The sequence below is a fragment of the Chloracidobacterium sp. genome (genome assembly GCA_016720705.1).
GTDB lineage: Bacteria > Acidobacteriota > Blastocatellia > Pyrinomonadales > Pyrinomonadaceae > OLB17.
Window position 1 is genome coordinate 319,736 of sequence record JADKKB010000005.1, and the last position, 25,931, is coordinate 345,666.

Below are 25,931 nucleotides of genomic sequence, written 5' to 3' on the forward strand. Positions count from 1 at the left end.
AAACTAATAGGAACTCCGGAGGCTTACTAGTGGCATATATCCATACAGACATACGACAACTCAAATATTATCACGTTATTGGTCTGGATGACAATATCTTTTTGCATTGTTTAACAGTTTGCGGGGTACTAAATGAAACATTTAGTCAGGCCGTTATTGAAATTTAACAAAAAGCGTTAGAATTGCGCCGAAACGTATTAGTGCTGACCGATTTAAGATTATGAAAAAAATTATTTCGACGATCCTCTTTTTCACATTTACGGCCGTAACGCTGGCACAGACAATGCCCAAGGATGCTGACCCCAAACTATGGGCACGGGCTGTAAAACTGCATAAGAGCTCGATCGTAATCGATGGCCACAACGATATCACCTCGCCAATGGTGGACGAAGATTTTGATCTAGCTATGAGTTCGACCGGTAAGTATCATTTGGACGGCGACCCGTTTCACACCGATCTTTCACGATTCAAGGCGGGCGGAATGACCGGGGAATTCTTTTCAATATACGTTTCCGGTTCGACCTTGAAATCGGGTGGAGCTATGAGAAGGGCGATGGATCTGATAGACGCGACCTACCGGGAAGTCGAACGCCACCCTGCCCAACTGAAAAGTTGTACCACCGCCGCAGAGATCCGTCTTGCCAAAAAGCAAGGCAAGATATGTGCACTGATGGGCATCGAAGGTGGCTATGCGATCGAAAATTCACTCTACGCGCTACGCGACTTTTACCGCCTCGGGATCCGCTATATGACGTTGACTCACAACGTCTCACACGACTGGGCGGACGCTCACAACGACACCCCGAAAAACAATGGATTGTCTGATTTTGGTAAGGACGTCGTTCGGGAAATGAATCGGCTAGGGATATTTGTTGATATTTCGCACGTCTCGGAAAAGGTTATGAACGACGTGCTCGATATCACAACTGCTCCGGTGATCGCATCTCACTCAAACGCCCGGGCCTTAGATGACCACACCCGAAACGTTTCGGATGCCGTACTAAAGCGCGTGGCAAAGAACGGCGGTGTGATAATGATCAACTTTTATCCGTCATTTCTCGACGCCCGCACGAATAAGGAAGAAAATGACCGAACTGCACGACTCAAACCGCAGATCAACGCCCTCCGCGAAAAGTACAAAAATGATCGTGTCGCTTATAACGAGGCCGAACGTAAATTATTTGCCGACAACCCGATCTACGTAACTCCATATACGCGTATCGTTGACCACATCGACCATATTAAACAGGTTGCCGGAATCGACAATATCGGCATCGGTTCGGACTTCGACGGCGTACCGTTCTTGCCCGCAGGTATGAATGGCGTCGAGGACCTTGTCCTTGTCACCTACGAGATGCTCAGGCGTGGTTATTCGGACGTTGATGTCCGGAAAGTACTTGGCGAAAATATGCTCCGGGCGATGACTCAGATGGAGAAAGTGGCCGGAAACCGGCAGATCAGCGGACAGGGAAGTTTGAAAAAGATCAAATAGCGGATCACACAAGTTTGTTAACAAGGGTCGCCGTTATTTTCGGCTCTGGATAGAGACAGTTGTCGCCGGCGAACAGCAACCGGCGGCTAATCTAGCTCGATCAAGTTTCATTGCCGGATCGTTTTCGAGCAACTTCATCGTCGCCGTAAGGACGTCCGCAGCGAATTTGTCGGATGGTTCGTTTACTCGGTAGTGCGTCCATTTGCCCTCACGTCGTCCGGCAACTAAATTTGCACGCTTTAGATACGCCAGATGACGTGAGATCTTTGGGTTGTTAGTGTCGAGTGTCTCCGCAAAAAAACAGACACAGACCTCGCCGTCACGCATTAGATTGAGTAACCGCAGACGGGTCCGGTCAGCAAGGGCTGAGAAGAAAAGTGCTGCGTCAAAAGTGTTTGGACCAACCATACAGATAGGATTATAACACGTCACAATTATGGCTTGACATAAATATATAGCGGGAGTACTCTGGCATTACAATTATGGGTAAACATAAATGTTGGATTGAAATTTGGAGTTATATTAAGGTTTACGCCTAGTTTGGCGTAAATGGTTCGCCGCTCAAACTGGCGCTTAAGAATGTCCGTTTGCCGGCCGCAGAGCTCTTTTGCACCTAGTCATCCAGATCGCGTCAACCGCCTGTTGCTGAAAAGACTAAGTTTGGGACACGGCCCGATCTATATAAAAATATGTCTTCATCCGACAGTAACACGGTCCGGAGCCTTTCATTTCTGGATCGATTCCTGACCCTTTGGATATTTCTTGCGATGGCGGTCGGCGTCGCTATCGGATTCGTTTATCCGGCGGTCGATGGCGTACTCAATCGGTTTAATATCGGAACTACAAATATTCCGATCGCGGCGGGACTGATATTGATGATGTATCCTCTGCTCGCGAAAGTGCGGTATGAGGACCTCGGCAAGGTCTTTCGAAATACGCGAATACTGGGTCTTTCGCTTGTTCAAAACTGGGTGATCGGCCCGGTCTTGATGTTTGGCCTCGCGATCATTTTTTTGCGCGATCAACCGGATTATATGGTCGGGTTGATAATGATCGGTCTGGCGCGGTGTATCGCGATGGTCATTGTTTGGAACGAACTCGCCGGCGGAGACACCGAATACGCGGCGGGCCTCGTCGCATTCAACAGCGTATTTCAGGTTCTGTTCTATAGCCTGTATGCGTGGATATTTTTAACGGTGCTCCCGCCATTGTTCGGCCTGACCGGCATTGCTGTGAACATCGGCATCGGTCAGATCGCTGAGAGTGTTTTCGTATATCTAGGGATACCGTTCATTGCCGGGATCCTGACCCGTGTTGTGCTTGTCAATGCCAAGGGCAAAGAGTGGTATCACGACAAGTTTATTCCGCGAATCAGTCCGCTGACCTTGATAGCCTTGCTATTCACGATCGTTGTGATGTTTAGCCTAAAGGGAAATCTGATCGTCCAACTGCCCCTAGATGTTGTCAGGATCGCCGTTCCGCTGCTGATCTATTTTGTTCTGATGTTTTTGGTCAGCTTTTATATGGGGCGAAAGGTCGGAGCCGATTACGCTAAAACGGCGACGCTCTCGTTTACGGCGGCGAGCAACAATTTTGAGCTCGCCATCGCCGTCGCCGTTGCCGTTTTCGGGATCAATTCGGGGGCGGCATTTGCGGCCGTTATCGGCCCTCTGGTCGAGGTTCCGGCACTGATCGGACTGGTCAGTGTCGCACTGTTCTTTCAAAAGAGATATTTTGCGGCTGACGCAGCTTAAAAATGGACAAGGAAAAAGTACTGATACTCTGTACCGGAAATTCAGCACGTAGCCAAATGGCCGAGGGGCTTTTGCGAGATATTGCGGGCGATCGGTTTGACGTCGTGAGTGCCGGAACATTAGCGAGTTTTGTGCGTCCTCAGGCAATCGCCGTGATGGCCGAAATTGGGATCGACATCTCAGGACACCGTTCAAAATGCTTAGATGAGTTTTTCGGACAGTCGTTCGACTACGTCATAACCGTTTGCGACAACGCCAACGAGACTTGTCCGATCTTTCCGGGGAGGGCGAAACGTATTCACTGGAGTTTTGACGATCCGGCTGAGGCCGTCGGTACTGTTGCTATACAACTCGCACTTTTCCGCCGCGTGCGCGACGAGATCAAGATTCGCTTGAGTGAGTTTCTGACCTCTCACTGATGCATTAAAGGGGATGACACTTTAGAAGTTTGACGTCAAATACTGTATCTTTGTGTCTTTGCTGTGTGTTCGCTTCGACTGAGCGTTGGCGGACGCGGCTAATATGAACTAGATCGGCCGGGCTTCACGACGGCCAAAAAGTACAGCCCTTGCGCAAATACCTCAAATTTATAATTCTGCTGCTATTTACGATAGCCATCTTTTGGTTTTTTGGTAGAAATCTCGATTGGCAGGCAGTTAGTTCGAGCCTTAAAAAGGCGAACCTTTTCTATCTCGGTCTGGCGACTCTCGGGATATGTTTGGGCTACTTTTTGCGGGCTGTCCGATGGAAGGTATTGCTCGAACCGATCACCAAGTCGAGCCTCCGAGAGCTTTTCGCGACTACGACCGTCGGATTTACAGCGATATTTCTGATCGGCAGAATGGGCGAGATCGTTCGCCCTATGTGGTTGCCAATGCGCGATCGCCGGGTACGGCCTTCCGCCGCACTTGTGACGCTTGGGCTCGAGCGCGTATTCGATCTGGCTGCTCTTGCGAGTTTCTTTGCGGTAAATCTGCTTTGGTTTACGCCGCAACCGGGCCGTGAGACAGAGTTTGAATATGTCGAGTGGGCGGGATGGCTGATGGTGGCCGGCGTGATCTTCGGCTTTATCGCTCTGATCGTATTTCAGCGGATCTCGGTTCGTGTGATCGACTGGACTGAGAAGGCGATCGATCGAAGTTGGATCCCGGACCGTTTGCAGAAGATCATTCTCAGTGTCTTTAGACAACTCGCATCTGCGCTCGCGATCTTGCGGGATTGGCGTGAGACCTTTTGGGTCTCATTTTGGACCGTGACCCTGTGGTTTACGATCTCGATCCCGACCTGGCTCGTTCTGCTTGCTTTCGGGCTTCCGCTGACCTTCAGTGATTCGCTCTTTATAATGGGATTTGCGACGGTCAGTTCCGTTATTCCGACGCCGGGCGGTGCCGCCGGTGCATTTCATACCGCCACGGCGGCGAGCATCTTATTTCTAAAAAATGACATCAGCCGCGAGGATGCCGCCGCAGTGTCGATCGCGATGCATCTGGTTTATTTTGCCCCGGCAGTGTTTTTTGGCTTATATTATTTCTTCAAGGGTGATATAAGTATTGAGCGATTTCGTTCACTAATGTCTAGCGAAAACGCCGAGCGCGAGATCGAATCTGATTCGCCTGATTTTACCGACGAGCGTCTGGATGTCGGCCGTTAACACGAGTTATTATGCGTTGTCCGTTTTGTGCACATATTGAGGATAAGGTGGTCGACTCCCGCGAATCCAAAGACGGTGATTCGATCCGACGCCGCAGGGAATGCCTGGGTTGCGGCCGACGATTTACCTCATATGAAAGGATCGACGAGATCCCGTATATGGTCGTCAAGAAGGACGGAAAGCGCGAGGGATTTGATCGAAACAAGGTGTTGTCCGGCCTTTTCCGCGCAAGTGAAAAGCGCCCGATCTCGACCACACAACTTGAGACAATAGCCAACGAGGTCGAAAAGAATGTGCAGGATTCGCTTGATCGTGAACTTGCAACGACTGAGATCGGCAAAATAATTATGCGGCGTCTGAAGGCACTCGATAAGGTCGCGTATGTTCGATTTGCCTCAGTCTATCTGGAATTTGCCGACGTCTCAGAGTTTATGACCGAACTCAAGGTACTTGTCGGTTCGCAAAGTCGTCCCGCGACTGCCGCCGCTAAGAAGAAAAAGAAAAAATAGGCTGTCCCACACCTTTCTACACATTTTCTTGCCAAACTACGGTCAACCTCGGCTTTGCCCTTTGCAAGCGAAATCCTTAACATAGAAGTATATGGACGAAATCGAAGAATTTCCGGTCTCGTTGGGCGAGGGCGACATACTCGAACCGATGATGCAGATCCCGCCGGAGTTACCTGTGTTGCCTTTGCGTGACATTGTCATCTATCCGTTTATGATCGTGCCGCTTTTCGTGTCGCGCGACCGTTCGGTAAAGGCGGTCGAAACTGCTCTAAGCGAAAATCGGATGATCCTTTTGGTTTCGCAAAAGGATCTCAACAAAGAAGAACCGGAACAAAATGACCTCTACACCGTCGGAACGGTGGCGATAATAATGAGAATGCTGAAGTTGCCCGATGGCCGCATACGCATTCTGATTCAAGGTCTCTCGCGTTGTCAGGTCGATTCGGTCGATGGCGGCGGCTCATACGTAAAAGCAAATGTTACGCCGATATCTGAGCCGCTGGCTCCCGAGAATTCACTTGAGGTCGAGGCCCTTGTGCGAAATGTACGCGGTTCAATGGAGCGTGCTGCCAGCCTCGGCAAGAATATTTCCCCTGAAGTTTTGGCTATCATCGCCAATCTTGACGATGCGGGCCGCTTGGCCGACCTTTCGGCCTCCAATCTCGAGCTAAAGGTCGAAGACGCGCAAAGCGTTCTGGATATTCATAATCCGGTACCGCGGTTGCGGCGCGTCAACGATCTGCTTAGTAAAGAGATAGATGTTCTGACTGTGCAGCAGGAGATCAATACTCAGGCACGCGCCGATATAGATCGATCGCAACGAGAATACTTTCTGCGGCAACAGCTCAAAGCGATCCAGATGGAACTCGGTGAGGGCAACGAGCTTTACGAAGAGATCGAGCTGTATCGCGATAAAATTCTAAAAGCCAAAATGCCCGAAAATGCCGAGGAAGAAGCTCTTAGGCAACTCAAAAAACTCGAGCGGATGCATCCGGATACGGCCGAGACCGCGACACTTCGAAACTGGCTGGATATTATGACCGAGTTGCCGTGGTCAGTGGCATCGACGGACAATCTTAATCTGAAAAAGGCCGAGAAGATCCTTGACGAAGATCATTACGGTCTCGAAAGGGTAAAGGAACGCATTGTCGAGTCCTTGGCTGTCCGCAAACTGCTGGAAAAGCCAAAGGGCTCGATACTGTGCCTTGTCGGCCCTCCCGGAGTCGGAAAGACGTCGCTTGGTCGATCTGTAGCTCGGGCTCTTAACCGTAAATTTTCGCGCCTTAGCCTTGGCGGCCTCCACGACGAGGCGGAGATCCGTGGACATCGGCGCACCTATGTCGGAGCAATGCCGGGTCGCATCATTCAAGCGATCCAGCAGGTCGGCACTAATAATCCGTTGATAATGCTTGATGAGATCGACAAGGTCGGCTCGGATTTTCGCGGTGACCCGAGCTCAGCTCTGCTGGAAGTTCTCGATCCTGAACAGAACTCAACATTTCGTGATAACTATCTCGGCATCACATTCGACCTTTCCAACGTGATGTTTATGACGACCGCGAACGTGCTCGAGACCATTCAACCGGCGCTTCGAGATCGAATGGAGATAATCTCTCTCTCCGGTTACACCGAAGAAGAGAAGTATGAGATCGCAAAGCGGCATTTGATACCAAAACAGGTTGAAGAGAACGGACTCAAAAAGACCGATATCAAGTTTGATAAAAAGGCCGTCGTCCGGATAATCGGCGAATACACTCAGGAAGCGGGGCTTCGTCACCTCGAACGCGAGATCGGCAAGGTTTGCCGAAAGGTCGCACGGAAAAAGGCCGAACTCGAGAGCGAATACACACAGAGCCACATTACTGCCGACAATCTTGCTGAGTATCTCAGAGCACCGCGTATCTTCAACGAAGGTGCACTCAAAAAGGACACGATAGGTACTGTCACCGGACTGGCGTGGACTGCGGTCGGCGGCGACATACTCTTTATCGAGGCTCTGATGACGAAGGGAAAGGGAAGGCTTCAACTAACCGGTCAACTCGGGGACGTGATGCAGGAGTCGGCACAGGCCGCATTCTCGTACGCCAAGGCCCGGGCCAAGGACCTCGGTATTTCCGCGGAAACGCTTGAGGGCTACGACATCCACATACACCTTCCCGAGGGAGCGATCCCGAAAGACGGTCCCTCTGCGGGCATTACGATGGCGACCGCGATGGTTTCGGTCCTCGCCCAACGTCCGGTGAGAAAGGAAGTAGCAATGACCGGTGAAATCACATTGCGGGGCAACGTGCTGCCGATCGGCGGTGTCAAAGAAAAGCTCCTTGCGGCTCGGCGGGCTAAAATCAAAACCGTCATAATGCCGGCACCGAATAAACGTGACCTTGAGGATATGCCGCAGGAAATTCTTGATGATTTGACGTTTATATTTGTTGAAAACGTCTTAGAGGTGTTTGACGCGGCTCTTCGAAAATCGACTATCAAAGAGTCCGCTAATTCCGGCTCAAAGACGAAAGGCATATAAAGCAAAGTTTATTCGCCCATTAGTGACCGGCGTCACTGAAGACTCGTGAAATAGGCGTAATTTTGACAGTATAAGGCGCAAACTGTTATCCTAACGAGGATAATATGTGGGTAGTGTGCTCGTGCCCGGATAATGAAACTTTAGGCCGGCCGGAGCGTTACCATAATATAAATTTGTTTTAGGCCGTATTGTAATTCGCCCTAACCCCGAGGAAGTAAGTAGGAGTATAGACGAACTTGATGAAAATTATCGGATATAAATTTTTTAGTTTTGCAGCATTTTTAATAATTGTATTTAACTCACTAGGATTGGCTCAGACCACGAGTTCCAGATCTAATAATGATACCCGCACGGCCGAGATCGCGAAGGCCGAGGATGCGGTAAATCTTGTTTTGGCCGAATCCGGAAAGTCTTTCCGAGAAGCCCTCCAGGCATATGTAGAGAATCGGCGTTCTGAGGCAGGTTTGAAATTTAACAAATCTGTTGAGACCTTTTTGTACTCAACGCTCGACATCCAGCGTGACCAGCGACTGCAGGGTTGCTATAACCAACTTATCGAAACCGTGTATCGGATCGAATTTCCGTTGGATACCCAACTGCCGCAGGTTCGCGGGTTGGCGATGACCTGTGGCTGGAATATCGACGCGTCGCTCTCCGACGGAGTCGCAAAACTTGCTCGTCCGGTGGAAAATGTGACACCGAGCGAAACCGTAACTGCCGTCGGCCCTAAGGTCAACGGCACGAACGCAGGCTTTAACAGCCAGCAGTTTGACGCCTCGCCGCTGGACGAATTAGCAAAGCTTGAGCTTACATCTGACGAACAGCAGATCGACAACAATCCGGTCGCCCAACAGCAATATCAATATATTCAGTATGCGGTTGCTAACAAATCACTTGGATTTACGTTTCAGGTGCATCCGCTGATCCAGCAGTACATCAACTACTATCGCGGTCGCGGACGCACCACGATGGAAGTCGGGCTTTACCGCTCGGGAATGTTTATGCGTATGGCTCGCCGTATCTTTAAGGAAGAGGGCGTACCCGAGAACGTCGCCTGGCTCGGGCAGGTCGAGAGTGCGTGGAAACCGAGTGCGGTGTCCAGTGCCGCGGCATCCGGATTGTGGCAGTTTATTCCGGGCACCGGATCACGATTCGGCTTGCAGCGTACGGCACAGGTGGACGAACGCAATAGCTTTGACGAAGCCACGCGAGCATCGGCTCGATATTTGAAGTTTTTGGCGAATCGCTATGGCGGTAACTGGGAATTGGCGATGGCCGCGTACAACTGCGGCGAGGGCAATGTCGATCGAGCGATCCGACGTGCCGGTGTTTCCAACTTCTGGCTGGCATACCCATATTTGCCTCAGGAGACGCGCAATTACGTTCCGAACATCTTGGCTACGATCCTGATCGCTAACAATCCGAACCAATACGGATTTGGCCACATTCGTCCGGCCCCCTCGCTCAACTACGATCGTATCCGTGTACCGGCGTCGACCAACCTGACACTGCTGGCCCAGGCGGCAGACACGACCGTGCCGTATCTGCGATACCTTAACCCGCATCTGCGGACCAATTCAACGCCGCCGGTGCCTTACATCGTCAATGTTCCGGCAGGAAAGGCAAACGATGTTGTCGCACTATTCCGTCGTATCCCGGCGTCAAAGGTCAACAATACGAACCTTGCAAACTCATCGGCGGGTGAGAGTTGGCAGAATATTTCAAACCGGACCGGCGTGACCGTCAATGAACTGATGGCCGCGAATCCGGGTATGAAGTCACCGGCCGGCAAGGTATTTGTGCCCGTTGCGGGTAACAAGGTAAACACGATCTCGTACTCACGTCCGACGAATCAATCGGTCGTGACAAACGCGAGCAACGTCAAGGTCGTCAAGGCTAAGGCGGGCGAAACGGTTGCCAAGCTTGCCGAACGAGTCGGTGCTAATCCGACTGAGGTCGCTAAGTACAACGGTTTGCTGCCTAATTCGGTGTTGCCGGCAGGTCGTGAGATCAAAATACCAATATCGAAATAGATCGATAATACGTTTAGTATTTTTAACTGACCGGGGCGTTACATCGCTCCGGTCCTTTTCTTTGACATATGCCTACACTTGACACAGTCGATGATTTGTAACTATACTTGTTACAGTTATGGCAGCTAACAGCCAGTTTGCAATGGCGATCCACATTTTAACGATGCTGGCAATGGCGGACGACGCTAATCTGAAGTCTGACTACATTGCCGCAAGCGTCAATACCAATGCCGTTGTCATCAGACGGCTTTTGGGGCAGTTGTCAGCAGCCAAGTTGGTGATCTCGCAGACCGGTGCCTTCGGCGGCACACGCCTCGCGCGTTGTCCGCGTGAGATCACTCTGTGCGAGATATACAAGGCAGTGTCGTGCGGCGAAGTTTTCGCATTGCACGGCAAGGCACCAAGCCAGGATTGCCCGATCGGCAAAAATATCGAGGCAGTTCTGTGCAATTTACAAAAGGAAATAGATAGAAGTGTTGGCGAGAAGTTGGGCCAATACCATTTGCAGGACCTGATCGAACAAATCGATGAGGTTCAGGTCTAAGTTTTTTTTACCTCCATCTGTATCAAAAGAAGTTACAAAGAGGTGGCAATAGGCAAAACAATGACAGTATTATTCATTAATTGGACGCCGAGGGCAGTTGAGCTACTAAGACTCATTGCGCGGTTTATGGGGTTTTGAGGCGGGGAAAGAAGATTTACGGGATCGGCATTATGAGAGAATTTATAGAACAGTCGATGTCATTCGACGAGTATGTCAAAATGCTCGACGAACTTTTGGCCGAAGGCAAAACAACGGGCCCGGTGCAGTCGGATGAGATGTTTCAATTTGCCCGGCTTAATCGTCAACGAATGAGCCGTTTGGAGAAGACGTTGGAATTGGAAATTGAAGCTGAGCGATTGATCGGGCAACTAGAAAAAGGACAAGTTTGGCTCGTTATCACCGAGGGATGGTGTGGTGATGCGGCGCAGAACATACCCGTGATCGAGAAGTTAGCCGCGGCTAATGACCATATCGAAACTCGATACATTCTGCGGGACCAGCATCCGGAACTTATTGATCAGTTTTTAACAAACGGCACGCGTTCGATCCCTGTTTTGATCGCGATCGATACGGCAACATATAATGTGCTCGGTCGTTGGAGTGCGCGTCCGCGTAAGGCACAGGACTATTTTACTGCCCTTAAATCTCAGGGACTCGACAAACCGGCCATCAATGAAAAGCTACAGCGTTGGTATAACGATGACAAAGGCCGCTCGCTTCAACTCGAAATTGCAGAATTAGCGCAGAATTGGGTAGGCGAACGCTCTGCGGCCAGCGGTAAATAAGGCTATTATGCGGACGACAAGGGCAGATGATGACCTTAGGCGTGACAAAGCGTCGATATATTCGAGCGAGGATAAAATATGAAAGTCTATGAGATCCAAAAATTTGGCATTGACGAATTAACACTTAACGAGCGTGACGAACCGACGCCGGCGGCACATGAAGTGTTGATCAGGTTTCACGCGGCCTCGCTCAACTACCGCGACTATATGGTCGTGAACGGGACGTACAATCCGCGAATGAAGACGCCCGCTATTCCACTTTCTGATGGTGCGGGTGAGGTTATCGCAATTGGTGCCGCAGTGACGAAATGGAAAGTCGGGGCACGCGTTATGCCGATCTTTGTCCAGCGTTGGTTTGAGGGCGAATCAACCGAAGAGAAGCGCCGAACGGCTCTGGGTGCGGGACCACAATGGGACGGTGTGCTCCGCGAGATGGGGGCTTTTAATGAGGATTCGGTGGTTGAAATACCTGAGCACCTTTCGTATAAGGAGGCGGCAACCTTGCCGTGTGCGGCCATTACGGCGTGGAATGCGTTGGCGGTTTCGGGCAAGATCAAGGCGGGCGACACGGTTTTGACGCTCGGCACAGGCGGCGTTTCAATATTCGCTGTTCAGTTTGCAAAGATGTTTGGAGCCCGCGTGATCGCGACCTCCAGCAGTGACGAAAAGATCGAACGGCTTCGAGAACTTGGTGTCGATGAAACCATCAATTATCGTACGCGCGACGATTGGGACGCGGCGGTTTTGGACCTTACGGATAAACGCGGCGTCGACCACGTCGTAGAGGTCGGAGGTTCGGGAACGCTTGCCAAATCGCTCAACGCGGTTCGTATCGGCGGTCACGTCGCTATGATCGGAGCATTGGCTGCAGGAGATTTCAGCCCGGTCCCGCTCTTTATGAAGTCCGTACGTCTTCAGGGAGTTTTCACGGGTTCAAGGTCAATATTTGAGGATATGAACCGTGCGGTCAGCGTTAACGAATTGAAGCCGGTCATCGATCGGGTCTTTAACTTCGACGACGTAAAAGCGGCATTCAGACATATGGAGAGCGGTGCACATTTTGGAAAGATCGTTATCGAATACTAGGGCGACACATAGCGGATCAAGGGGAACTTTATGACAAAATTTTTCGACGAATTAATGATTGGTGATCTGAAACTCAAAAATCGGATCGTGATGGCTCCGATGACGCGGAGTCGGGCTAATGACGATGGCATTCAGCCGGATTATGTGCCTGAGTATTACGCTCAACGGGCGTCGGGCGGGCTTCTGATATCGGAAGCAACAAACATCTCGCCTATGGCCAAGGGATATGTACGTACGCCGGGAATCTATACTCCTGAGCAGATCGATGCGTGGAAACAGGTGACTGCGGCGGTTCACGCGAATGGCGGCAGGATCTTTATGCAGATATTTCACACTGGCCGGATCGCGTTGCCTGAGCTATTGCCGGACAATGCCCAGCCCGTCGCTCCGTCGGCGGTAAAGGCCGCGGGACAAAATTACACCGACAGCGGTATGAAGGATTTTGTCGAACCGCGTGAATTGACGACCGAAGAGGTCAAGGAAACCGTTCGCGATTTTGCTGCCGCGGCAACGAATGCGATCGAGGCCGGCTTTGACGGAGTCGAACTCCACTCCGCGAGCGGATATCTGGTTCACCAGTTCCTGATGCAGCCTGTCAATCAGCGGACCGATGAGTACGGCGGATCGGTCAAAAATCGTACACGATTCGTATTCGAAATTCTGGATGCGATGTCCGACGCTATTGGCAAAGAGCGTGTTGGCGTGAAGTTTTCGCCCCAGATGCCCTACAACGATATTCAGGAACCGGATGCCGACGAAGTGTATCCGTTTATTATGTCCGAGCTGTCCAAAAAGGGTTTGGCGTATGTTCACGTCGCCGCACAGAGCGACGCCGGCTGGCACGATAGACTCCGGCCGTTATATTCAGGAGTTTACATTGCTGGCGGCAATTTTGACCGCGATCGCGGAGCAGAATATCTTGGAGCAGGTAAGGCCGACGCGATAGCATTTGGCGTCAAGTTTTTGGCAAACCCGGACCTTCCGGCAAGATTTGAGCAAAATGCAGAATTGAATCAACCGGATCAGTCGACGTTTTACGCTGGCGGCGAGAAAGGATATACAGATTATCCGACGTTGGCGAAAGCTGCCGGATCGATTTAGACCACAGTAAAGCTCCAACGGCTAGCATACTGTTGAACATATTAGCCGCGCGGAGATGGATTTGCGAACTGTAACTATATTTGTTACAGTATTGATATGGGCATTAGGATTGTCAGTTCGCATTTTGCGGTGACGCTCGGGGCTAAGATATAATTTCAGCAATATTTGATAGGAGATAATAATGGGAACTTTTGCTAAACAATTGACGGATTCGAATTTTGATAGTGATGTACTGAAGTCGGACAAGGCAGTACTTGTAGATTTCTGGGCCGAATGGTGCGGACCGTGCCGTATGATAGCCCCGTCGGTAGAGGCGATTGCCGAGGAATACACCGGCAAGGTTGACGTCTTTAAGATGAACGTCGACGAAAACCCAATGGTGCCTAATCAGTTCGGCATCCGTGGTATTCCGACATTGATAGTTTTCAAGGGCGGCCAGGAGCAGGAGCGGATCGTCGGTGCGGTTAACCGCGAAGCGATCGCTAAGGTAGTTGGGAAGTACGTTTAGTTATTTCTTAGGTTATTGATCAGCAGACCGAAAAGAAGCCCCGTCGAAAGTGATTTCGACGGGGCTTCTTCAGTTGACCCTATCAAGTTCTACGACTTAGTGAGCATTGTAGTTGGCAATCGGAAAGTCACCGTTTGCACCGAAAGCAAATGTAGTAACGGCGTTCGAAGACGTTCCGAGCGACCAGAAAGCATTTGCTCCAGCCGTCGGACGCCATATAGCGACATCGGTCTTGCCGTCACCGTCATAATCACCCTGTACGGGAAAGTCGGTCGCGGACGCTCCAAATGTGCGATAGTTGATCGCGGCATCCGAGCTGTTTCGCCATTGCCACTGCATAGCACCGGAGACGCCTCGGACTGTCGCAATATCCGTTTTGCCGTCGCCATCGTAGTCGCCGGGAACAATAAGGTCAGTCGGTGTTCCAAAGATCACGGTCGGCTGTGCGACATTGGCATCCGAGAGGATCCAGAATCCAGCTTGGCCGCCGCCGGCATTGCGCTGAATGCCGAAGTCGGCCTTTCCATTTCCGTCATAGTCGCCGGGTGCCGGAAAATCACCATTTACGCCCCAGGGCACAAATGAGACAGCTCCGTTTGCAACCGTGCGGAAATACCAGGTGCTCTGGGCACCGGCAGTAGCTCCCGCACGGTACACAGCCAGATCATCCTTGCCGTCGCCGTTATAATCACCAACGACCGTCACATCGTCACCGGTTTGGCCAAAGGCCTCCTGACGAAGCGTTGAGGTCGCGCTGTTCAGGATGTAGTAGGTTGCAACGGTCGCAGCACCGGGACGCCAGACAACGATGTCATCTTTGCCGTCACCGTCGTAGTCGCCGGAGATAAAGAAATCGGTCGCAAGTCCCCAATCCGCTGCTGCGGTCGGTGCTACCGATCCGTTAATGTTCCAGTACCATCGAACCTGACCGCCCGATCCGCCGCCTACGTTACGAACTACAGAGTAGTCGGTCTTACCATCTCCATCAAAATCCACCGGAGCCTTACCGGTCGGGGCGGCACCGCATGGAGCCGGTGTGGTTGCCATGTTTCGCGGAACCGGAGCGGTCACCACATCGAAGTCGAGATTATTGTTGTCTGTATCGGTACAACCGCCGGTTTTTCGAACGGCGCCCTCAGTGGAGACGAGTACCGAACCGTTGTTAACGGACGTGCCGCCTTCGGCGTTGTTTGCTACACCGTACGCAACGACGTCGATCATATTCGCATTCGGCAGGGTGCACGGTGTCGCTGTAGCACCGCAGGTGTTGCCCGTAAAGGCCGCCGTCACAAGTGCCATTTTGCCGCTTGCACCTCCCAAGTTCATTGATGTATTGGTCACGTCGGGTGACGGTACCGGAAGTCCGCCCGCCCACAGTTCCAAGTTGGATCAGGAAGTATTGCCCGGGTGCAAGTGTCGTGTTCGGCAACGCATAAATATTGCCGGCACTACTGCCAAACTGCCCGGTTGCCGAACCGTACATTATACGCAGCGTGTCGAGGGATTGCGGTACGGCCGAGACATTCTTGATCTCAACGTAATCCGCAGAATAAGTGCCGGTTGTACCGCCACCGCCGCCAAATACTTGGCTGAAGACCAACGTAGTCGATGCCAATTGAGCATCCGAAGAGTTCTTTGAACTCCTATCGACCCCGGCAAGCACCTGTGTGCCGACCACCAATGTTGCGATCGCTGTGATCGCAATAAACGTACCTAAAATTGATTTTTTGATCATAACTTTTCCCTTACTTGACCCATTTTGGGCTACAAATTTCTAGTCATCTAAGCATAAAATTAGTTGACGGCGAACCGACAAGTGCCAATGAACTTTTCACAACACAAAATTTCCTTTCTGACAGGATAGCATAAAAGGCTCATATTACTAGGCGATGGAGTCGTTATCAGTGGCCGAGCATCACCAAATTTCTGTTACAATTTTGTTGAATCCAGGTGAGGTTTGCGGCTATGAAAACTAGTATTACGTTTTTTCTGCTTTTGGTCGTGTTTCTAACGGCGACGACGGCGGCTCAGATCAAACCGCCTGCAGACAAGGATGACGTCATCCGAATCGATACACAGCTTGTCGACGTGCCGGTGGCGGTGGTCAACGAGAAAGGAAATGCCGTAGCTGGACTCAAAAAGGGAGACTTTAGGGTCTTTGAGGACGGTAAATTACAGGAGATCGTCGATTTTTCGGCGACGTCGGAACCGTTTGAGGTCGCACTGCTGCTCGACACATCCGGATCGACCCGTTCGGATCTGCAATTGATCCAGCGGGCGGCAAATGAGTTTGTTTCATCGCTCCGGAGTGGCGATCGGGTGTCGGTCACCGCATATCGTAGCGACGTTGCGGACGGACGTGCGTTTGCGGTCAGCGAAACCCTCAGCCGTCTGACCGGGGATCGAGCGGCACTTCGCGATGCAATTGCCCGTGCGAAAATGAGCGGCGGCACGCCGTTCTACGATTCGATCATCCAGATCGTCGAGGATATATTTCGCGATGCTCCGGCCGGAGACTTTCGCGGTCGCCGGGCGCTCGTTGCATTAACGGACGGCGTGGATTCGACGAGTTCGACGGGATTTGCGGAGATCAAGGAAAAACTTGGCAAACTCGGTATCGTATGCTTTTTTATCAAGGTCGACACCCGGGAGTTTTTCGAAGAAGGACTACTAGGTGATTGTCAGACCGCAACCCGATTCTCGACCGCCCAGATCCGCCGCTATTACCGCTCGCTCGGTGCTAAAGGGAATTATGAAAAGGCGACGAGCTTTTGCCAGCTTGGCGAATTTGAACGCCTGGCGGTCAGTAAAAAGCTCTACGAGATCGCTGACGCCGAAATGCTTGAGGTCGCAAAAATTTCGGGTGGTAAGGTGTTTCCGCTCGCAGAATTGAGTGACGCCCGCGATGCTTTCAAGAGCGTCGCCGCCGAACTAGGCTCAAAATACACGCTCGGATATAACCCCTCAAACGAAAAACGTGACGGCACCTATCGAAAGATCCGCGTCGACGTCATTGGCTTGCCAAAAGCAACCTTGGTTCGTGCCCGCGATGGCTACACCGCTCCAACACAATAGGAAAGTTAGTCACGAATTACGCAAATAGCACGAATGAAATTGGCTTGATATTCGTGTTATTCGTGCAATTCGTGGCAAAATCAAAGTATGGCAACGAAATTTCGACGCATTTGTTTGGTGGTTTTGGATTCGGCGGGCATCGGTGAGATGCCGGATGCTGCGGCGTGGGGCGACGCCGGAGCAAATACACTTGGGCACATTTTTGCTTCGCGACAGGTAAATGTGCCAAATCTTGCGGCAATGGGTTTGGGAAATATCGCTCCGCTGTCGGGAGTCGAACCTGCGGCATCGCCGACGGGAAATTACGGCAAATGCACGCTCAAATCTGACGGCAAAGACACGACGACCGGGCATTGGGAAATGGCAGGCATCATATTGAAGCAAGGTTTTCCGAAGTTTCCAGACGGTTTTCCGCCGCGGATCATCGACGCGTTTGTCGAACAGGCAAAGCTTCCCGGCATCCTCGGCAACATTCCGGCGAGTGGCACCGAGATCATTAAAGACCTTGGCGAAGAGCATATCGCCACCGGCAAACCGATCGTTTATACCTCGGCGGACAGCGTTTTTCAGATCGCTGCACACGAAGAGATCGTACCCATCGATCGGCTGTATGAGATATGCGAGATCGCCAGAAACATCCTCCACGGTGACGATGAGGTCGCTCGTGTGATCGCTCGACCTTTCCTGGGTTCAAACGCCGCCGATTTCAAACGCACTGAGAATCGCCACGATTACGCCGTGCCGCCGCCGAGCGGAAACCTTTTGCCATTGCTCAAGGACGCCGGACTCGATGTAGTCTGTATCGGAAAGATCGCGTCGATCTACGACAATATGGGCGTTACCGAGGATCTCACGGCAAAGAATAACGAACAGATCATCGATGTGACGATCGAGGCGTTAAACGCCGACTCACACGGGCTTATATTCAGCAATCTGGTCGATTTTGATATGCTCTACGGCCACCGACGCGATGTCGAGGGTTATGCCAAGGCTCTCGAACATTTCGACGCCCGTCTGCCTGAGATCTTTGCCGCGATGAACGACGACGATCTGCTGATAATGACCGCCGACCACGGCAACGACCCGAGCTTTCCCGGTTCTGATCACACACGCGAATACGTCCCGCTGCTCGTCTATGGCAAAACTGCCGCAAACGGCGTCGATCTCGCAACTCGTCAGTCGCTCTCCGATATTGGCCAAACTATCGCGGAGAACTTTGGTGTGGTTATTGAGGACGGTGTTAGCTTTTTGGGCGAGATTTAGAAGGCCGGCATTGACCTATTAAATACAATAAGTTATTATAATTAATAATGTGGCAGGTCAATGAACACCGCGACATCGCAAAGACCTGTCGCAATTTACCGGTCGAGATCGTAAAGAAATACGAGCTTTGGAAGGAGATCGTGATGATGCACGGCCCGGAAAAGTTAAAGGAATTTTCAGGCTTCAACGACGAAGCGTTGAAAGGCGTTCGCAGTGGCCAGCGATCGTCGCGGTTAAATCGGCAATATAGAGTCATCTATTACGTTGAGCGGGATGTCGTAACGGTTTTCGTTTTGTCATTAACGCCCCACGAATATTGATCTGAATTATGAATATCGATCCTAAAGATTTTGTGTCGGCCCGGTCTCACTCGAGTTCAACCACCGGCGAGGTGATCCGAATGCTCCGTGAACTCAAGCATTGGACTCAGGAAGATCTTGCCGCAAAGAGCGGTATTTCGGCGACGAATTTGAGTGCCCTCGAAAACGACCGTATCGATATCGGCAAGCGTCGTGCAGAGCAACTGGCAAATGCTTTTGGCGTCCATCCGGCGATAATTATGTTTCCCGAATATGAGGCCTCGGGGATGTTGAAAGCCGCGTAGCGGACCTGCTGCGAGTTCCGTCCCGCCCGCTTTGATAGCGATGCGAAATATTTTCAAACGGCCAGACGATCGCTGAGAACTTCGACGTTTTAGTGAGGATGGGGTTAGTTTTTTGGGGAAGTGTCTGCCGTCTCTTAAGATCAAGATCAGTACTTTATAACGGGAATCGCAGGAATATGTACGACAATTTGCCCTATAGTTCGGAATTTGTCCCACTAATACTTAAAGTGGGACAAAAGGTGGGACAAGTTAACTGTTGCAGCTATTGATATAACCACATCTTGTCCCACTGTCCCACGATTTTTTCAGTTTTTGTGTGTCGTCCTGAAATAAGTTTACAGTTTTATGCTCTTAGTCCTCCAATAGGTTTACATTCCGCAAGTTAGTCCTAAACTGTGTTTACAGTTTTGAGTTTTCAAAGATCGAGCTTCTATTTCAATTCTATCATACGTGTCAAGTGTTGATAAACGTTGCATATATAGGACAATTCCGAGCCACTCCGACGTTGGGATAATTATGGAAAACGGCGTGATGGTAAAGGCGAATGCTCGCGTCGCAGACGATTGTAAAAAGGGAATTGCTAAGTTTTTGGAGAAGTACGGTTTCCGAAGTAACGTGGTGAGGTTACTTTAGTTTGTTCCATTCGTCGGCGGAGATTTCGCGGCCGATGATTTCGGCGATCTCGCGAAGCATAAATTTCAACTGTGGAACCGAATATTCTGAATTTGAAGGAACTGTGAGACGGTTGTCGCCGAGGGTAACGAACTGATGCTTCGAACCGGAGTACGGGCCATCAAAACCGAGCCGCCTGAGCCGACGAATAAAGTCGCTTCGTTTACACGGATTCCACATACGCAGGAGCTCGATTGAGGTTTAAGTTTGCGAGAACCGGCAATTCATGTCCGAGCTTTAGCCCGACCAAAACCCAGTCTTCGAGCGTCGAGCGCAGTTCGCTTTCACATTCACGCAAAGTTTTGGCAAAAGCGACGACACCCTTGCACGACGGTATGCGCCCGGCAAATGTTTCGTCGTCAAGCTTGTCGTACTCTGCCTGCTCAAGGGCCACCTCGACGTAATCGCTCAATATGTAGTTTCCCGACATATCATTATTCTAACACGACTCTCTTCCCAAACCCGTCGAAACCAACGCCGCCGCCCGCATGACCTCCGATTATAAAAAAGGGGATTGCTAAGCTTTTGGAGAAGTAGGTCGCGTCTTGGCTATGCGCCGTTACGACGTTTGTGAAGTTTGTCGAAAAAGCGAACAATAGATTCGAAGTTCGAGGACTCCGATGGGAGCGTCTTCAATAGTCGATATTCAATCCGATAGTAAACGCCAAGAAAAGCCACCGATAAAACTTGAACAAAGCCTGCTAGCACGGCGATGGCAACGATCGGCGAGGTGTTTGGATTACCGAATATGATACCTGCAATCCATGCGAGAAGAAGTACCGGCCCAAACACAACAGAGGCTATTTTCATGCCAACATTACTCTTCTTCCATCTCGCCAATAAATCGGTGACGACCGGAAGTCGAGCAGCTTCGAATTCAGACCATGCTGTCTCGTAGGCATATTGGGCTCCTCGAAGCCTTTCATCCGCTTCCTGAAGCTTCGTGTATTCAATATCAGTCGAACGGTTTTTCACGGTTACAACCTGTTCTTGTGACAGGGCGAGGACTTTGGGATCATCCATATTCGACGAACGCGCAAGTAATAAATCACGGAACGAGCGAACCGACTCTTCGATTGTGTAATTGCCAACATGCGACCATGCTACGCTTGGACCGATTATTTGAATCTCGAATCTTCGATTGTCAATAACTTGAACATTTGTCCTTACGTCATTCTTTTTGCCCATTGTGGCTCCAGCGACCGCTCCGATAGGCCCAGCAGCCAAACAACCTAAGGTTGCACAGCCCGCCCCAGATGTAGTCTTGCTTGTCACGTGGCTAACGTGCTGGATTTGCCCCGTCTGACTCGACGAAGCACTAAAACCCTTAAGTGGGCCGCTGTAGGTCGGAATCGTCAACCCGAATTCATAAAGCGTTGCCGGCCCAACCCAAGCGATTGGAGCACCCCACCCGCTTCTTAATTGTTCGAGATAGAGCTTTGCCGATTCATAGGCCTGAGTCGCAACTTTAGCTGCATCCTGACGGTGACGATAAAACACCTTCGCCTTTTCCAGATTTTCACGTTTCGATCCTACTCGAATTCGATATCGCTCGGCGATATCGAATTCGTCTTCCGCTTCAAATTGTGGCTGCCTGTAGTCGTTCGGGTCAGGGCTGTTTAGATCTAGCAAATCCATAGTCGTGGGTTACGGTGTTGGTGGTTTCTTTTTGTTGATGACTTCGACGTGGGCGGCGGCGCGCCAGGCGGCGATGGCGCCGGGGTTGCCGGAGCAGAAGTTTGGGACCATGTGGCCGACGGTGGCTTTTAGAGATGTCATCTCGGCCATTTTGTCGTTGATCTCGGCGTTTTTGGCAATGCGACTGCCGACGGCGGAATCCTGTAGGCCGAAGTCAACCTCATAGTCACGTGCGGCAACACTGGCCGGACTCAAGTTTCTGAGGTTTTTGACGTTCACAGCGATAAATGAACCTCGCAATTCTGTTTTTTAGAGGGAAGACGTAGCTCCACGACTATCATACGCTCGCTTTCATGGTTGTCAAGCGGTTCGCGGCCCTTAAATCTTACTTCGAGAAGTTCGGCAACAGCTTCGCGGCGATCAGAAACGGATATGAACGATTGGAACCAACTTCGCGGCGGTTGGGTGTGCCGACGAACTCGACTCCGACCGACGCGAACTGTAATGATTTTGCTTCGTCGGGATTGCAAACTGGCCGCCTGCTATCGCTCCCGGTTCTGACTTGGCACGGAGGATGCTTGCCGCTCCAGTCGGTCGGCGTTAGAATGCGATGTATGCGAAAAGTCATTGTTTCTGCGTTTATCGTGTCGATGTTTGCCCAGTTGGGCTTTGCTCAGACGGTCAAGAGCGAACCTGGAACCTTTCGTGATCCGGCGACGCGATATCGCGAGATACCCGACAACCTTGATGATTTCAATGATCCGCCATCGCGCTTGCGGGGTGTGATCGAGCGGTTTGATGCTGATTACGGGATACTGGATCGGTTCTATTCGGCTCCCACGTCGGCAAACCGTTCGGGACGGATGCGGCAGCTCTACACGGACAATCTAGCGGTCGTGGCGGGCCTCGATTTTGACAAACTCAATCACGACGAGCAGGTGGACTATGTGCTGTTCAAGAACTATCTTGAGCACGAAGTGAAGGAGCAAGCGAGGCTTGATGCTCAGGTCGAGGAGATGGCTCCGCTGATGCCGTTCGCCATCAAGATCAATGAGATGGAAGACACTCGGCGGCGGCTAGATGAGATCGACCAGGAGAAAGCTGCGGCGTTGCTCAATAAACTCGCCAAACAAATTGCCGATACTCAAAAGTCTCTCGAAAGCTCTTCGGCGACAAAGCCGAATCGAACGGTCGCCAACCGTGCCGCCCGCACCGTCGGCGATCTGCGAAGCACTCTAAGGCGCTGGTACGGTTATTATAATGGCTACGATCCGATGTTTACGTGGTGGTGCGAGGCACCGTACAAGGCGACGGACGAAGCACTCGCAAAATATCAAACATTTATTACGACAAAGCTAGTCGGTATCGCCCCGGACGACAAGACGACGATCATCGGCGACCCTATCGGCAGGGAAGCACTGATTGACGAACTCAAGCACGAGATGATCCCGTACACGCCCGAGGAACTCGTGCAGATCGCCAATAAGGAGTTTGAATGGTGCATTGTCGAACTCAAAAAGGCGTCACGCGAGATGGGCTTTGGCGACGACTATATGAAGGCCATCGAGGCCGTCAAGCAAAAATATGTCGAGCCGGGCAAGCAGTCCGAGCTGATCAAAAAGTTTGCTTATGAGGCGATCGACTACGTTGAAAAGAATGATCTTGTAACCGTACCAAAGCTTGCCCGCGACGGTTGGCGAATGGAGATGATGACGCCCGAACGTCAACTCGTCGCACCATTTTTTCTCGGCGGCGAAACGATCCTCGTCAGCTATCCGACCGACGGAATGACGCACGAGCAAAAGCTTATGTCGATGCGCGGCAATAACCCGCATTTCGCACGCGCTGTCACGCATCACGAACTAATTCCCGGCCACCATCTGCAGAGTTTTATGTCGCAGCGATACAGGCCGTACCGACGCGATTTTCGCACGCCATTTAACACCGAGGGATGGGCTCTGTATTGGGAGTTTCTGCTGTGGGACCGAGGGTTTAACAAAACGCCTGAGGACAAGATCGGTGCGTTGTTTTGGCGTTCGCATCGTGCGGCACGCATCATATTTTCGCTCAACTTTCACCTCGGAAACTGGACGCCCGAGCAGTGCGTCGATCTGCTCGTAAACAAGGTCGGCCACGAGCGCGACAACGCTCTGGCTGAGGTGCGTCGCTCTTTTGCAGGGGATTATGGGCCGCTCTACCAGATGGCATATATGATGGGTGGGCTACAGTTTCACCAACTTCACCGCGACCTCGTCGATACCAAGAAAATGACCGATCGGGAATTTCACGACGCGATTCTCAAGCAAGGCCCAATTCCGGTCGAGATGGTTCGGGCCATCCTGACGAAACAGACACTGACCAAGGATTTTAAGACAAGTTGGCGGTACTATCCGGTGAATTAGGCCTTTAGCCGCCGCACATTATCCGCAAAGCTGAAAACGTCGATTAATTGAGAACAATATTTTGCATCAGCCGTACTAGGTGTTATGAAAAATCATTTGTACCGATCGTCTCTCACCGTCTTGTTTGTGCTCGTCGCCGCTGTCAGCGGATATTCGCAAAAGGCAAAAGCTCCGCTGATCGACGAACGCAACGTGCGGGCCGAGATGAACTTCCTGGCCGGAGATGCGATGCAAGGACGTGGTAGCGGCACGATGTTTGAGCGTATCGCCGCCGAGTATATCGGCTCGCAATTTATGCAGTTTGGGCTTGAACCGGCGGGCGAAAAAGCCCCGGACGGGAAGGCGACGTTCGTTCAAACCGTCGAGGTCGCCGGACGCGAGACGCTCTCGAATATTAAATTCGAGATCAACTCGGCCGCAAATGCCAAGATCGGGCGTGACTTCATTGTCTTTTCGATCACATCGAAAGCGATCAGCGGAGAACTGCAAAAGCTCAAGATCGGTGATACCGCAAAGGCCGGTTCGGTCGTGCTGCTGATGCTGTCGCCGGACGACAAATTTGAGACCTTTCAGGCTGCAGTCGCCAAATTTCAAAAGGACGGTGCCGCCGCAGTGCTGCTCGCCGAAACTAAGGAAATTCGTGAAAATTGGGATTCGGTAGTTGATCGAAAGACCTCGCTTTCGAGGCGGGGCGGCACCATGCTCGCAGTCGCTAATAGCTTAAGCGATGAATTGGGCAAGCTTCCCGATGGTACTAAGATCAGCCTCAACGCCGAATTTGCTCCGGGCGTAGTGACATACACCTGGAACGCAATGGGTAAGATCACCGGCACTGATCCGAAACTCGCTTCAGAGGTCATTTTGCTCACATCACACCTCGACCATCTCGGCGTTCGCGAAAATGCACCCGGCGCAGACAAAATTTTTAACGGTGCTGATGACGACGCTTCCGGTTCCGTCGCGGTTCTCGAACTCGCCCGCATTCTCGCCGCAGGCAAGAAGCCAAAACGCACAGTTTACTTCGTATGCTTTGGCAGCGAAGAGGCAGGCGGATTCGGTGCTCGTCACTTTGTCGAAAATATGCCGTTTCCGAAGGAAAAGCTTGTTGCCAATCTAGAATTTGAGATGATCGGCCGCCCCGATGCCAAGGTCAAGCCCGAAGAACTCTGGCTGACTGGATACGAACGCTCAAACCTAGGGCCGGAGCTCGCAAAGCGAGGTGCAAAACTCGTTCAGGACCCGCACCCGGAAGAAAACTTCTTTATGCGATCAGATAATATTCAGCTCGCACGGGCGGGCATCATCGCCCATACCGTTTCGAGTTTTGGACTGCATACCGACTATCATCACGCGAGCGATGAGGTGAAGACGATCGACTTTACACATATGACGCGGTCGATCAACTCGATGATCGCACCGGTGCAGTGGCTCGTTAATTCAAACTTTATTCCGACCTGGGTCGAGGGTAAAAAGCCCTAACGAGCGAATCGATGGCCGACTAGCGACAATGGAATAAATGTCAAAAGGGCCGCAGCCATGAACCAGACCGGTTGGCCCGGGAGCATCATAAAATTAAGGATGCCGACGATCATTAGCAAAACGCCGACTATGATCGGCAGGGCCGTGCCCTTACTTACCTGGCGGCTCATTTTGGTCACGATAAATCCGCCCACAAAGGATGCGATGATGTATCCGATCAAAATCCCTATATAGGCGGAGGCGGGGCCATTTGCCATATACTCCGCGACCTTTGCAGGGTCTTTCATTACTTCGGCCGAGGGCCGTGCGAGTTGAACCGCGTCGATCATTCCGACGATCATTATCACGGCAAATGCGACGATCATTGCCACGACCAAAGCTAATATCTTGCGTCCCATACGAGTCCTCCTTTTTTAACCGAATGAACAAGTTTTATACCTATAAGGTCGGTCGAGTCAAGTATTTAGGCAACATTCGGCATTTGTAATGATCGATCGACTATCTGAAATTATGATCACCTACGAGATTACAGCGACCGTCCAAGCCGAACTGATCGAGAGTTATGAAAACTATATGATCGACCGCCACATCCCGCATCTGATGGAAACCGGATGCTTTGCAACGGCGATATTTTCGCGCAACAACGCCCGATACCGCATCAGGTACGAGGCGCACGACCGCGAGGCTCTAAGCCGATATCTGAAGGAGCACGCGAGCCGTCTCCGCGATGATTTCGCCGATCATTTTCCGACCGGCATCGAACTTTCTCGAGACACTTGGGATGTATTGACCGCGTTTTATTCCGAGTAAACTG

28 protein-coding genes are annotated in these 25,931 nt (G+C 51.4%); 19 read left to right on the forward strand and 9 right to left on the reverse strand.

Going from position 1 to position 25,931, the window contains the following annotated elements; genetic code table 11:
- Window positions 1-220: 220 nt before the first annotated feature.
- Window positions 221-1,492, forward strand: a complete 1,272-nt coding sequence (locus IPQ00_04615; GenBank protein ID MBL0239842.1) for a dipeptidase — start codon at window positions 221-223, stop codon at window positions 1,490-1,492.
- A 33-nt stretch (window positions 1,493-1,525) separates the two neighbouring features.
- Here the strand turns inward: IPQ00_04615 and IPQ00_04620 are convergent, their stop codons facing one another.
- Window positions 1,526-1,900 carry a metalloregulator ArsR/SmtB family transcription factor gene (locus IPQ00_04620; protein ID MBL0239843.1) on the reverse strand — a complete coding sequence of 125 codons (375 nt, stop codon included), beginning with the start codon at window positions 1,898-1,900 and terminating at the stop codon, window positions 1,526-1,528.
- A gap of 281 nt (window positions 1,901-2,181) precedes the next feature.
- Between IPQ00_04620 and arsB the strand changes: the two genes are divergently transcribed.
- From arsB to trxA, 11 genes are all read left to right on the forward strand, one after another.
- The gene (gene arsB, locus IPQ00_04625; GenBank protein MBL0239844.1) at window positions 2,182-3,246 is read left to right on the forward strand and encodes an ACR3 family arsenite efflux transporter; all 1,065 of its coding nucleotides are present in this window, start codon (window positions 2,182-2,184) and stop codon (window positions 3,244-3,246) included.
- 2 nt (window positions 3,247-3,248) lie between these two features.
- The gene (locus IPQ00_04630; GenBank protein MBL0239845.1) at window positions 3,249-3,665 is read left to right on the forward strand and encodes an arsenate reductase ArsC; all 417 of its coding nucleotides are present in this window, start codon (window positions 3,249-3,251) and stop codon (window positions 3,663-3,665) included.
- Between the two features lie 149 nt (window positions 3,666-3,814).
- Complete coding sequence (locus tag IPQ00_04635) at window positions 3,815-4,897, forward strand: flippase-like domain-containing protein (protein ID MBL0239846.1); 1,083 nt, start codon at window positions 3,815-3,817, stop codon at window positions 4,895-4,897.
- Between the two features lie 11 nt (window positions 4,898-4,908).
- Entirely contained in the window at window positions 4,909-5,406 is a 498-nt protein-coding gene (gene nrdR, locus IPQ00_04640) for a transcriptional repressor NrdR (GenBank protein MBL0239847.1), read from the forward strand.
- Window positions 5,407-5,497: 91 nt separating this feature from the next.
- Window positions 5,498-7,927, forward strand: a complete 2,430-nt coding sequence (gene lon, locus IPQ00_04645; GenBank protein ID MBL0239848.1) for an endopeptidase La — start codon at window positions 5,498-5,500, stop codon at window positions 7,925-7,927.
- 239 nt (window positions 7,928-8,166) lie between these two features.
- Window positions 8,167-9,960, forward strand: coding sequence for a transglycosylase SLT domain-containing protein (locus tag IPQ00_04650; GenBank protein MBL0239849.1), 1,794 nt, complete (start codon window positions 8,167-8,169; stop codon window positions 9,958-9,960).
- 118 nt (window positions 9,961-10,078) lie between these two features.
- The gene (locus tag IPQ00_04655) at window positions 10,079-10,504 is read left to right on the forward strand and encodes an Rrf2 family transcriptional regulator (protein MBL0239850.1); all 426 of its coding nucleotides are present in this window, start codon (window positions 10,079-10,081) and stop codon (window positions 10,502-10,504) included.
- A 170-nt stretch (window positions 10,505-10,674) separates the two neighbouring features.
- Window positions 10,675-11,289 (forward strand): thioredoxin family protein, encoded by a 615-nt coding sequence (locus IPQ00_04660; GenBank protein ID MBL0239851.1) that lies wholly within the window; start codon window positions 10,675-10,677, stop codon window positions 11,287-11,289.
- 78 nt (window positions 11,290-11,367) lie between these two features.
- Complete coding sequence (locus IPQ00_04665) at window positions 11,368-12,375, forward strand: NAD(P)-dependent alcohol dehydrogenase (protein ID MBL0239852.1); 1,008 nt, start codon at window positions 11,368-11,370, stop codon at window positions 12,373-12,375.
- A 30-nt stretch (window positions 12,376-12,405) separates the two neighbouring features.
- A complete protein-coding gene (locus tag IPQ00_04670) occupies window positions 12,406-13,476 on the forward strand; it encodes an alkene reductase (protein MBL0239853.1) in 1,071 nt (356 codons plus the stop codon).
- 181 nt (window positions 13,477-13,657) lie between these two features.
- On the forward strand, window positions 13,658-13,984 hold the full coding sequence (trxA, locus tag IPQ00_04675; GenBank protein ID MBL0239854.1) for a thioredoxin: 327 nt from the start codon (window positions 13,658-13,660) through the stop codon (window positions 13,982-13,984).
- Between the two features lie 96 nt (window positions 13,985-14,080).
- Here the strand turns inward: trxA and IPQ00_04680 are convergent, their stop codons facing one another.
- Both IPQ00_04680 and IPQ00_04685 read right to left on the reverse strand, forming a co-directional pair.
- The gene (locus tag IPQ00_04680; GenBank protein ID MBL0239855.1) at window positions 14,081-15,205 is read right to left on the reverse strand and encodes a VCBS repeat-containing protein; all 1,125 of its coding nucleotides are present in this window, start codon (window positions 15,203-15,205) and stop codon (window positions 14,081-14,083) included.
- On the reverse strand, window positions 15,147-15,719 hold the full coding sequence (locus IPQ00_04685) for a hypothetical protein (protein ID MBL0239856.1): 573 nt from the start codon (window positions 15,717-15,719) through the stop codon (window positions 15,147-15,149). The genes IPQ00_04680 and IPQ00_04685 overlap by 59 nt, the downstream gene beginning before the upstream one ends.
- A gap of 230 nt (window positions 15,720-15,949) precedes the next feature.
- On the opposite strand from IPQ00_04685, the gene IPQ00_04690 reads away from it, so the two are divergent.
- The 4 genes from IPQ00_04690 (at window position 15,950) to IPQ00_04705 (ending at window position 18,926) form a co-directional block, all read left to right on the forward strand.
- Window positions 15,950-17,059: a VWA domain-containing protein gene (locus IPQ00_04690; GenBank protein MBL0239857.1), complete on the forward strand. Its 1,110-nt coding sequence runs from the start codon at window positions 15,950-15,952 to the stop codon at window positions 17,057-17,059.
- 87 nt (window positions 17,060-17,146) lie between these two features.
- The gene (locus IPQ00_04695) at window positions 17,147-18,322 is read left to right on the forward strand and encodes a phosphopentomutase (protein ID MBL0239858.1); all 1,176 of its coding nucleotides are present in this window, start codon (window positions 17,147-17,149) and stop codon (window positions 18,320-18,322) included.
- Between the two features lie 47 nt (window positions 18,323-18,369).
- Complete coding sequence (locus IPQ00_04700; protein ID MBL0239859.1) at window positions 18,370-18,642, forward strand: type II toxin-antitoxin system mRNA interferase toxin, RelE/StbE family; 273 nt, start codon at window positions 18,370-18,372, stop codon at window positions 18,640-18,642.
- An 8-nt stretch (window positions 18,643-18,650) separates the two neighbouring features.
- Complete coding sequence (locus IPQ00_04705) at window positions 18,651-18,926, forward strand: helix-turn-helix transcriptional regulator (protein ID MBL0239860.1); 276 nt, start codon at window positions 18,651-18,653, stop codon at window positions 18,924-18,926.
- Between the two features lie 624 nt (window positions 18,927-19,550).
- On the opposite strand, the gene IPQ00_04710 is transcribed toward IPQ00_04705, so the two are convergent.
- From IPQ00_04710 to IPQ00_04730, 5 genes are all read right to left on the reverse strand, one after another.
- Entirely contained in the window at window positions 19,551-19,778 is a 228-nt protein-coding gene (locus IPQ00_04710; protein ID MBL0239861.1) for a type II toxin-antitoxin system HicA family toxin, read from the reverse strand.
- Window positions 19,762-20,028, reverse strand: coding sequence for a type II toxin-antitoxin system HicB family antitoxin (locus IPQ00_04715; GenBank protein ID MBL0239862.1), 267 nt, complete (start codon window positions 20,026-20,028; stop codon window positions 19,762-19,764). Before IPQ00_04715 ends, IPQ00_04710 begins: the two co-directional genes overlap by 17 nt.
- Window positions 20,029-20,147: 119 nt before the next feature.
- Window positions 20,148-21,230 (reverse strand): hypothetical protein, encoded by a 1,083-nt coding sequence (locus IPQ00_04720; protein ID MBL0239863.1) that lies wholly within the window; start codon window positions 21,228-21,230, stop codon window positions 20,148-20,150.
- 15 nt (window positions 21,231-21,245) lie between these two features.
- Window positions 21,246-21,515 carry a hypothetical protein gene (locus tag IPQ00_04725; protein MBL0239864.1) on the reverse strand — a complete coding sequence of 90 codons (270 nt, stop codon included), beginning with the start codon at window positions 21,513-21,515 and terminating at the stop codon, window positions 21,246-21,248.
- Between the two features lie 106 nt (window positions 21,516-21,621).
- The gene (locus tag IPQ00_04730; protein MBL0239865.1) at window positions 21,622-21,864 is read right to left on the reverse strand and encodes a hypothetical protein; all 243 of its coding nucleotides are present in this window, start codon (window positions 21,862-21,864) and stop codon (window positions 21,622-21,624) included.
- A 157-nt stretch (window positions 21,865-22,021) separates the two neighbouring features.
- On the opposite strand from IPQ00_04730, the gene IPQ00_04735 reads away from it, so the two are divergent.
- Together IPQ00_04735 and IPQ00_04740 are read left to right on the forward strand one after the other, a co-directional pair.
- A complete protein-coding gene (locus IPQ00_04735) occupies window positions 22,022-23,638 on the forward strand; it encodes a DUF885 family protein (GenBank protein MBL0239866.1) in 1,617 nt (538 codons plus the stop codon).
- A 537-nt stretch (window positions 23,639-24,175) separates the two neighbouring features.
- Window positions 24,176-25,117 (forward strand): M20/M25/M40 family metallo-hydrolase, encoded by a 942-nt coding sequence (locus IPQ00_04740; protein MBL0239867.1) that lies wholly within the window; start codon window positions 24,176-24,178, stop codon window positions 25,115-25,117.
- Here the strand turns inward: IPQ00_04740 and IPQ00_04745 are convergent.
- Entirely contained in the window at window positions 25,114-25,515 is a 402-nt protein-coding gene (locus IPQ00_04745) for a hypothetical protein (protein MBL0239868.1), read from the reverse strand. The genes IPQ00_04740 and IPQ00_04745 overlap by 4 nt on opposite strands.
- Window positions 25,516-25,627: 112 nt before the next feature.
- Here IPQ00_04745 and IPQ00_04750 point away from each other — a divergent pair, with 112 nt between their 5' ends.
- Window positions 25,628-25,927 carry a DUF4286 family protein gene (locus tag IPQ00_04750; protein ID MBL0239869.1) on the forward strand — a complete coding sequence of 100 codons (300 nt, stop codon included), beginning with the start codon at window positions 25,628-25,630 and terminating at the stop codon, window positions 25,925-25,927.
- The last annotated feature ends 4 nt before the right edge of the window (window positions 25,928-25,931 follow it).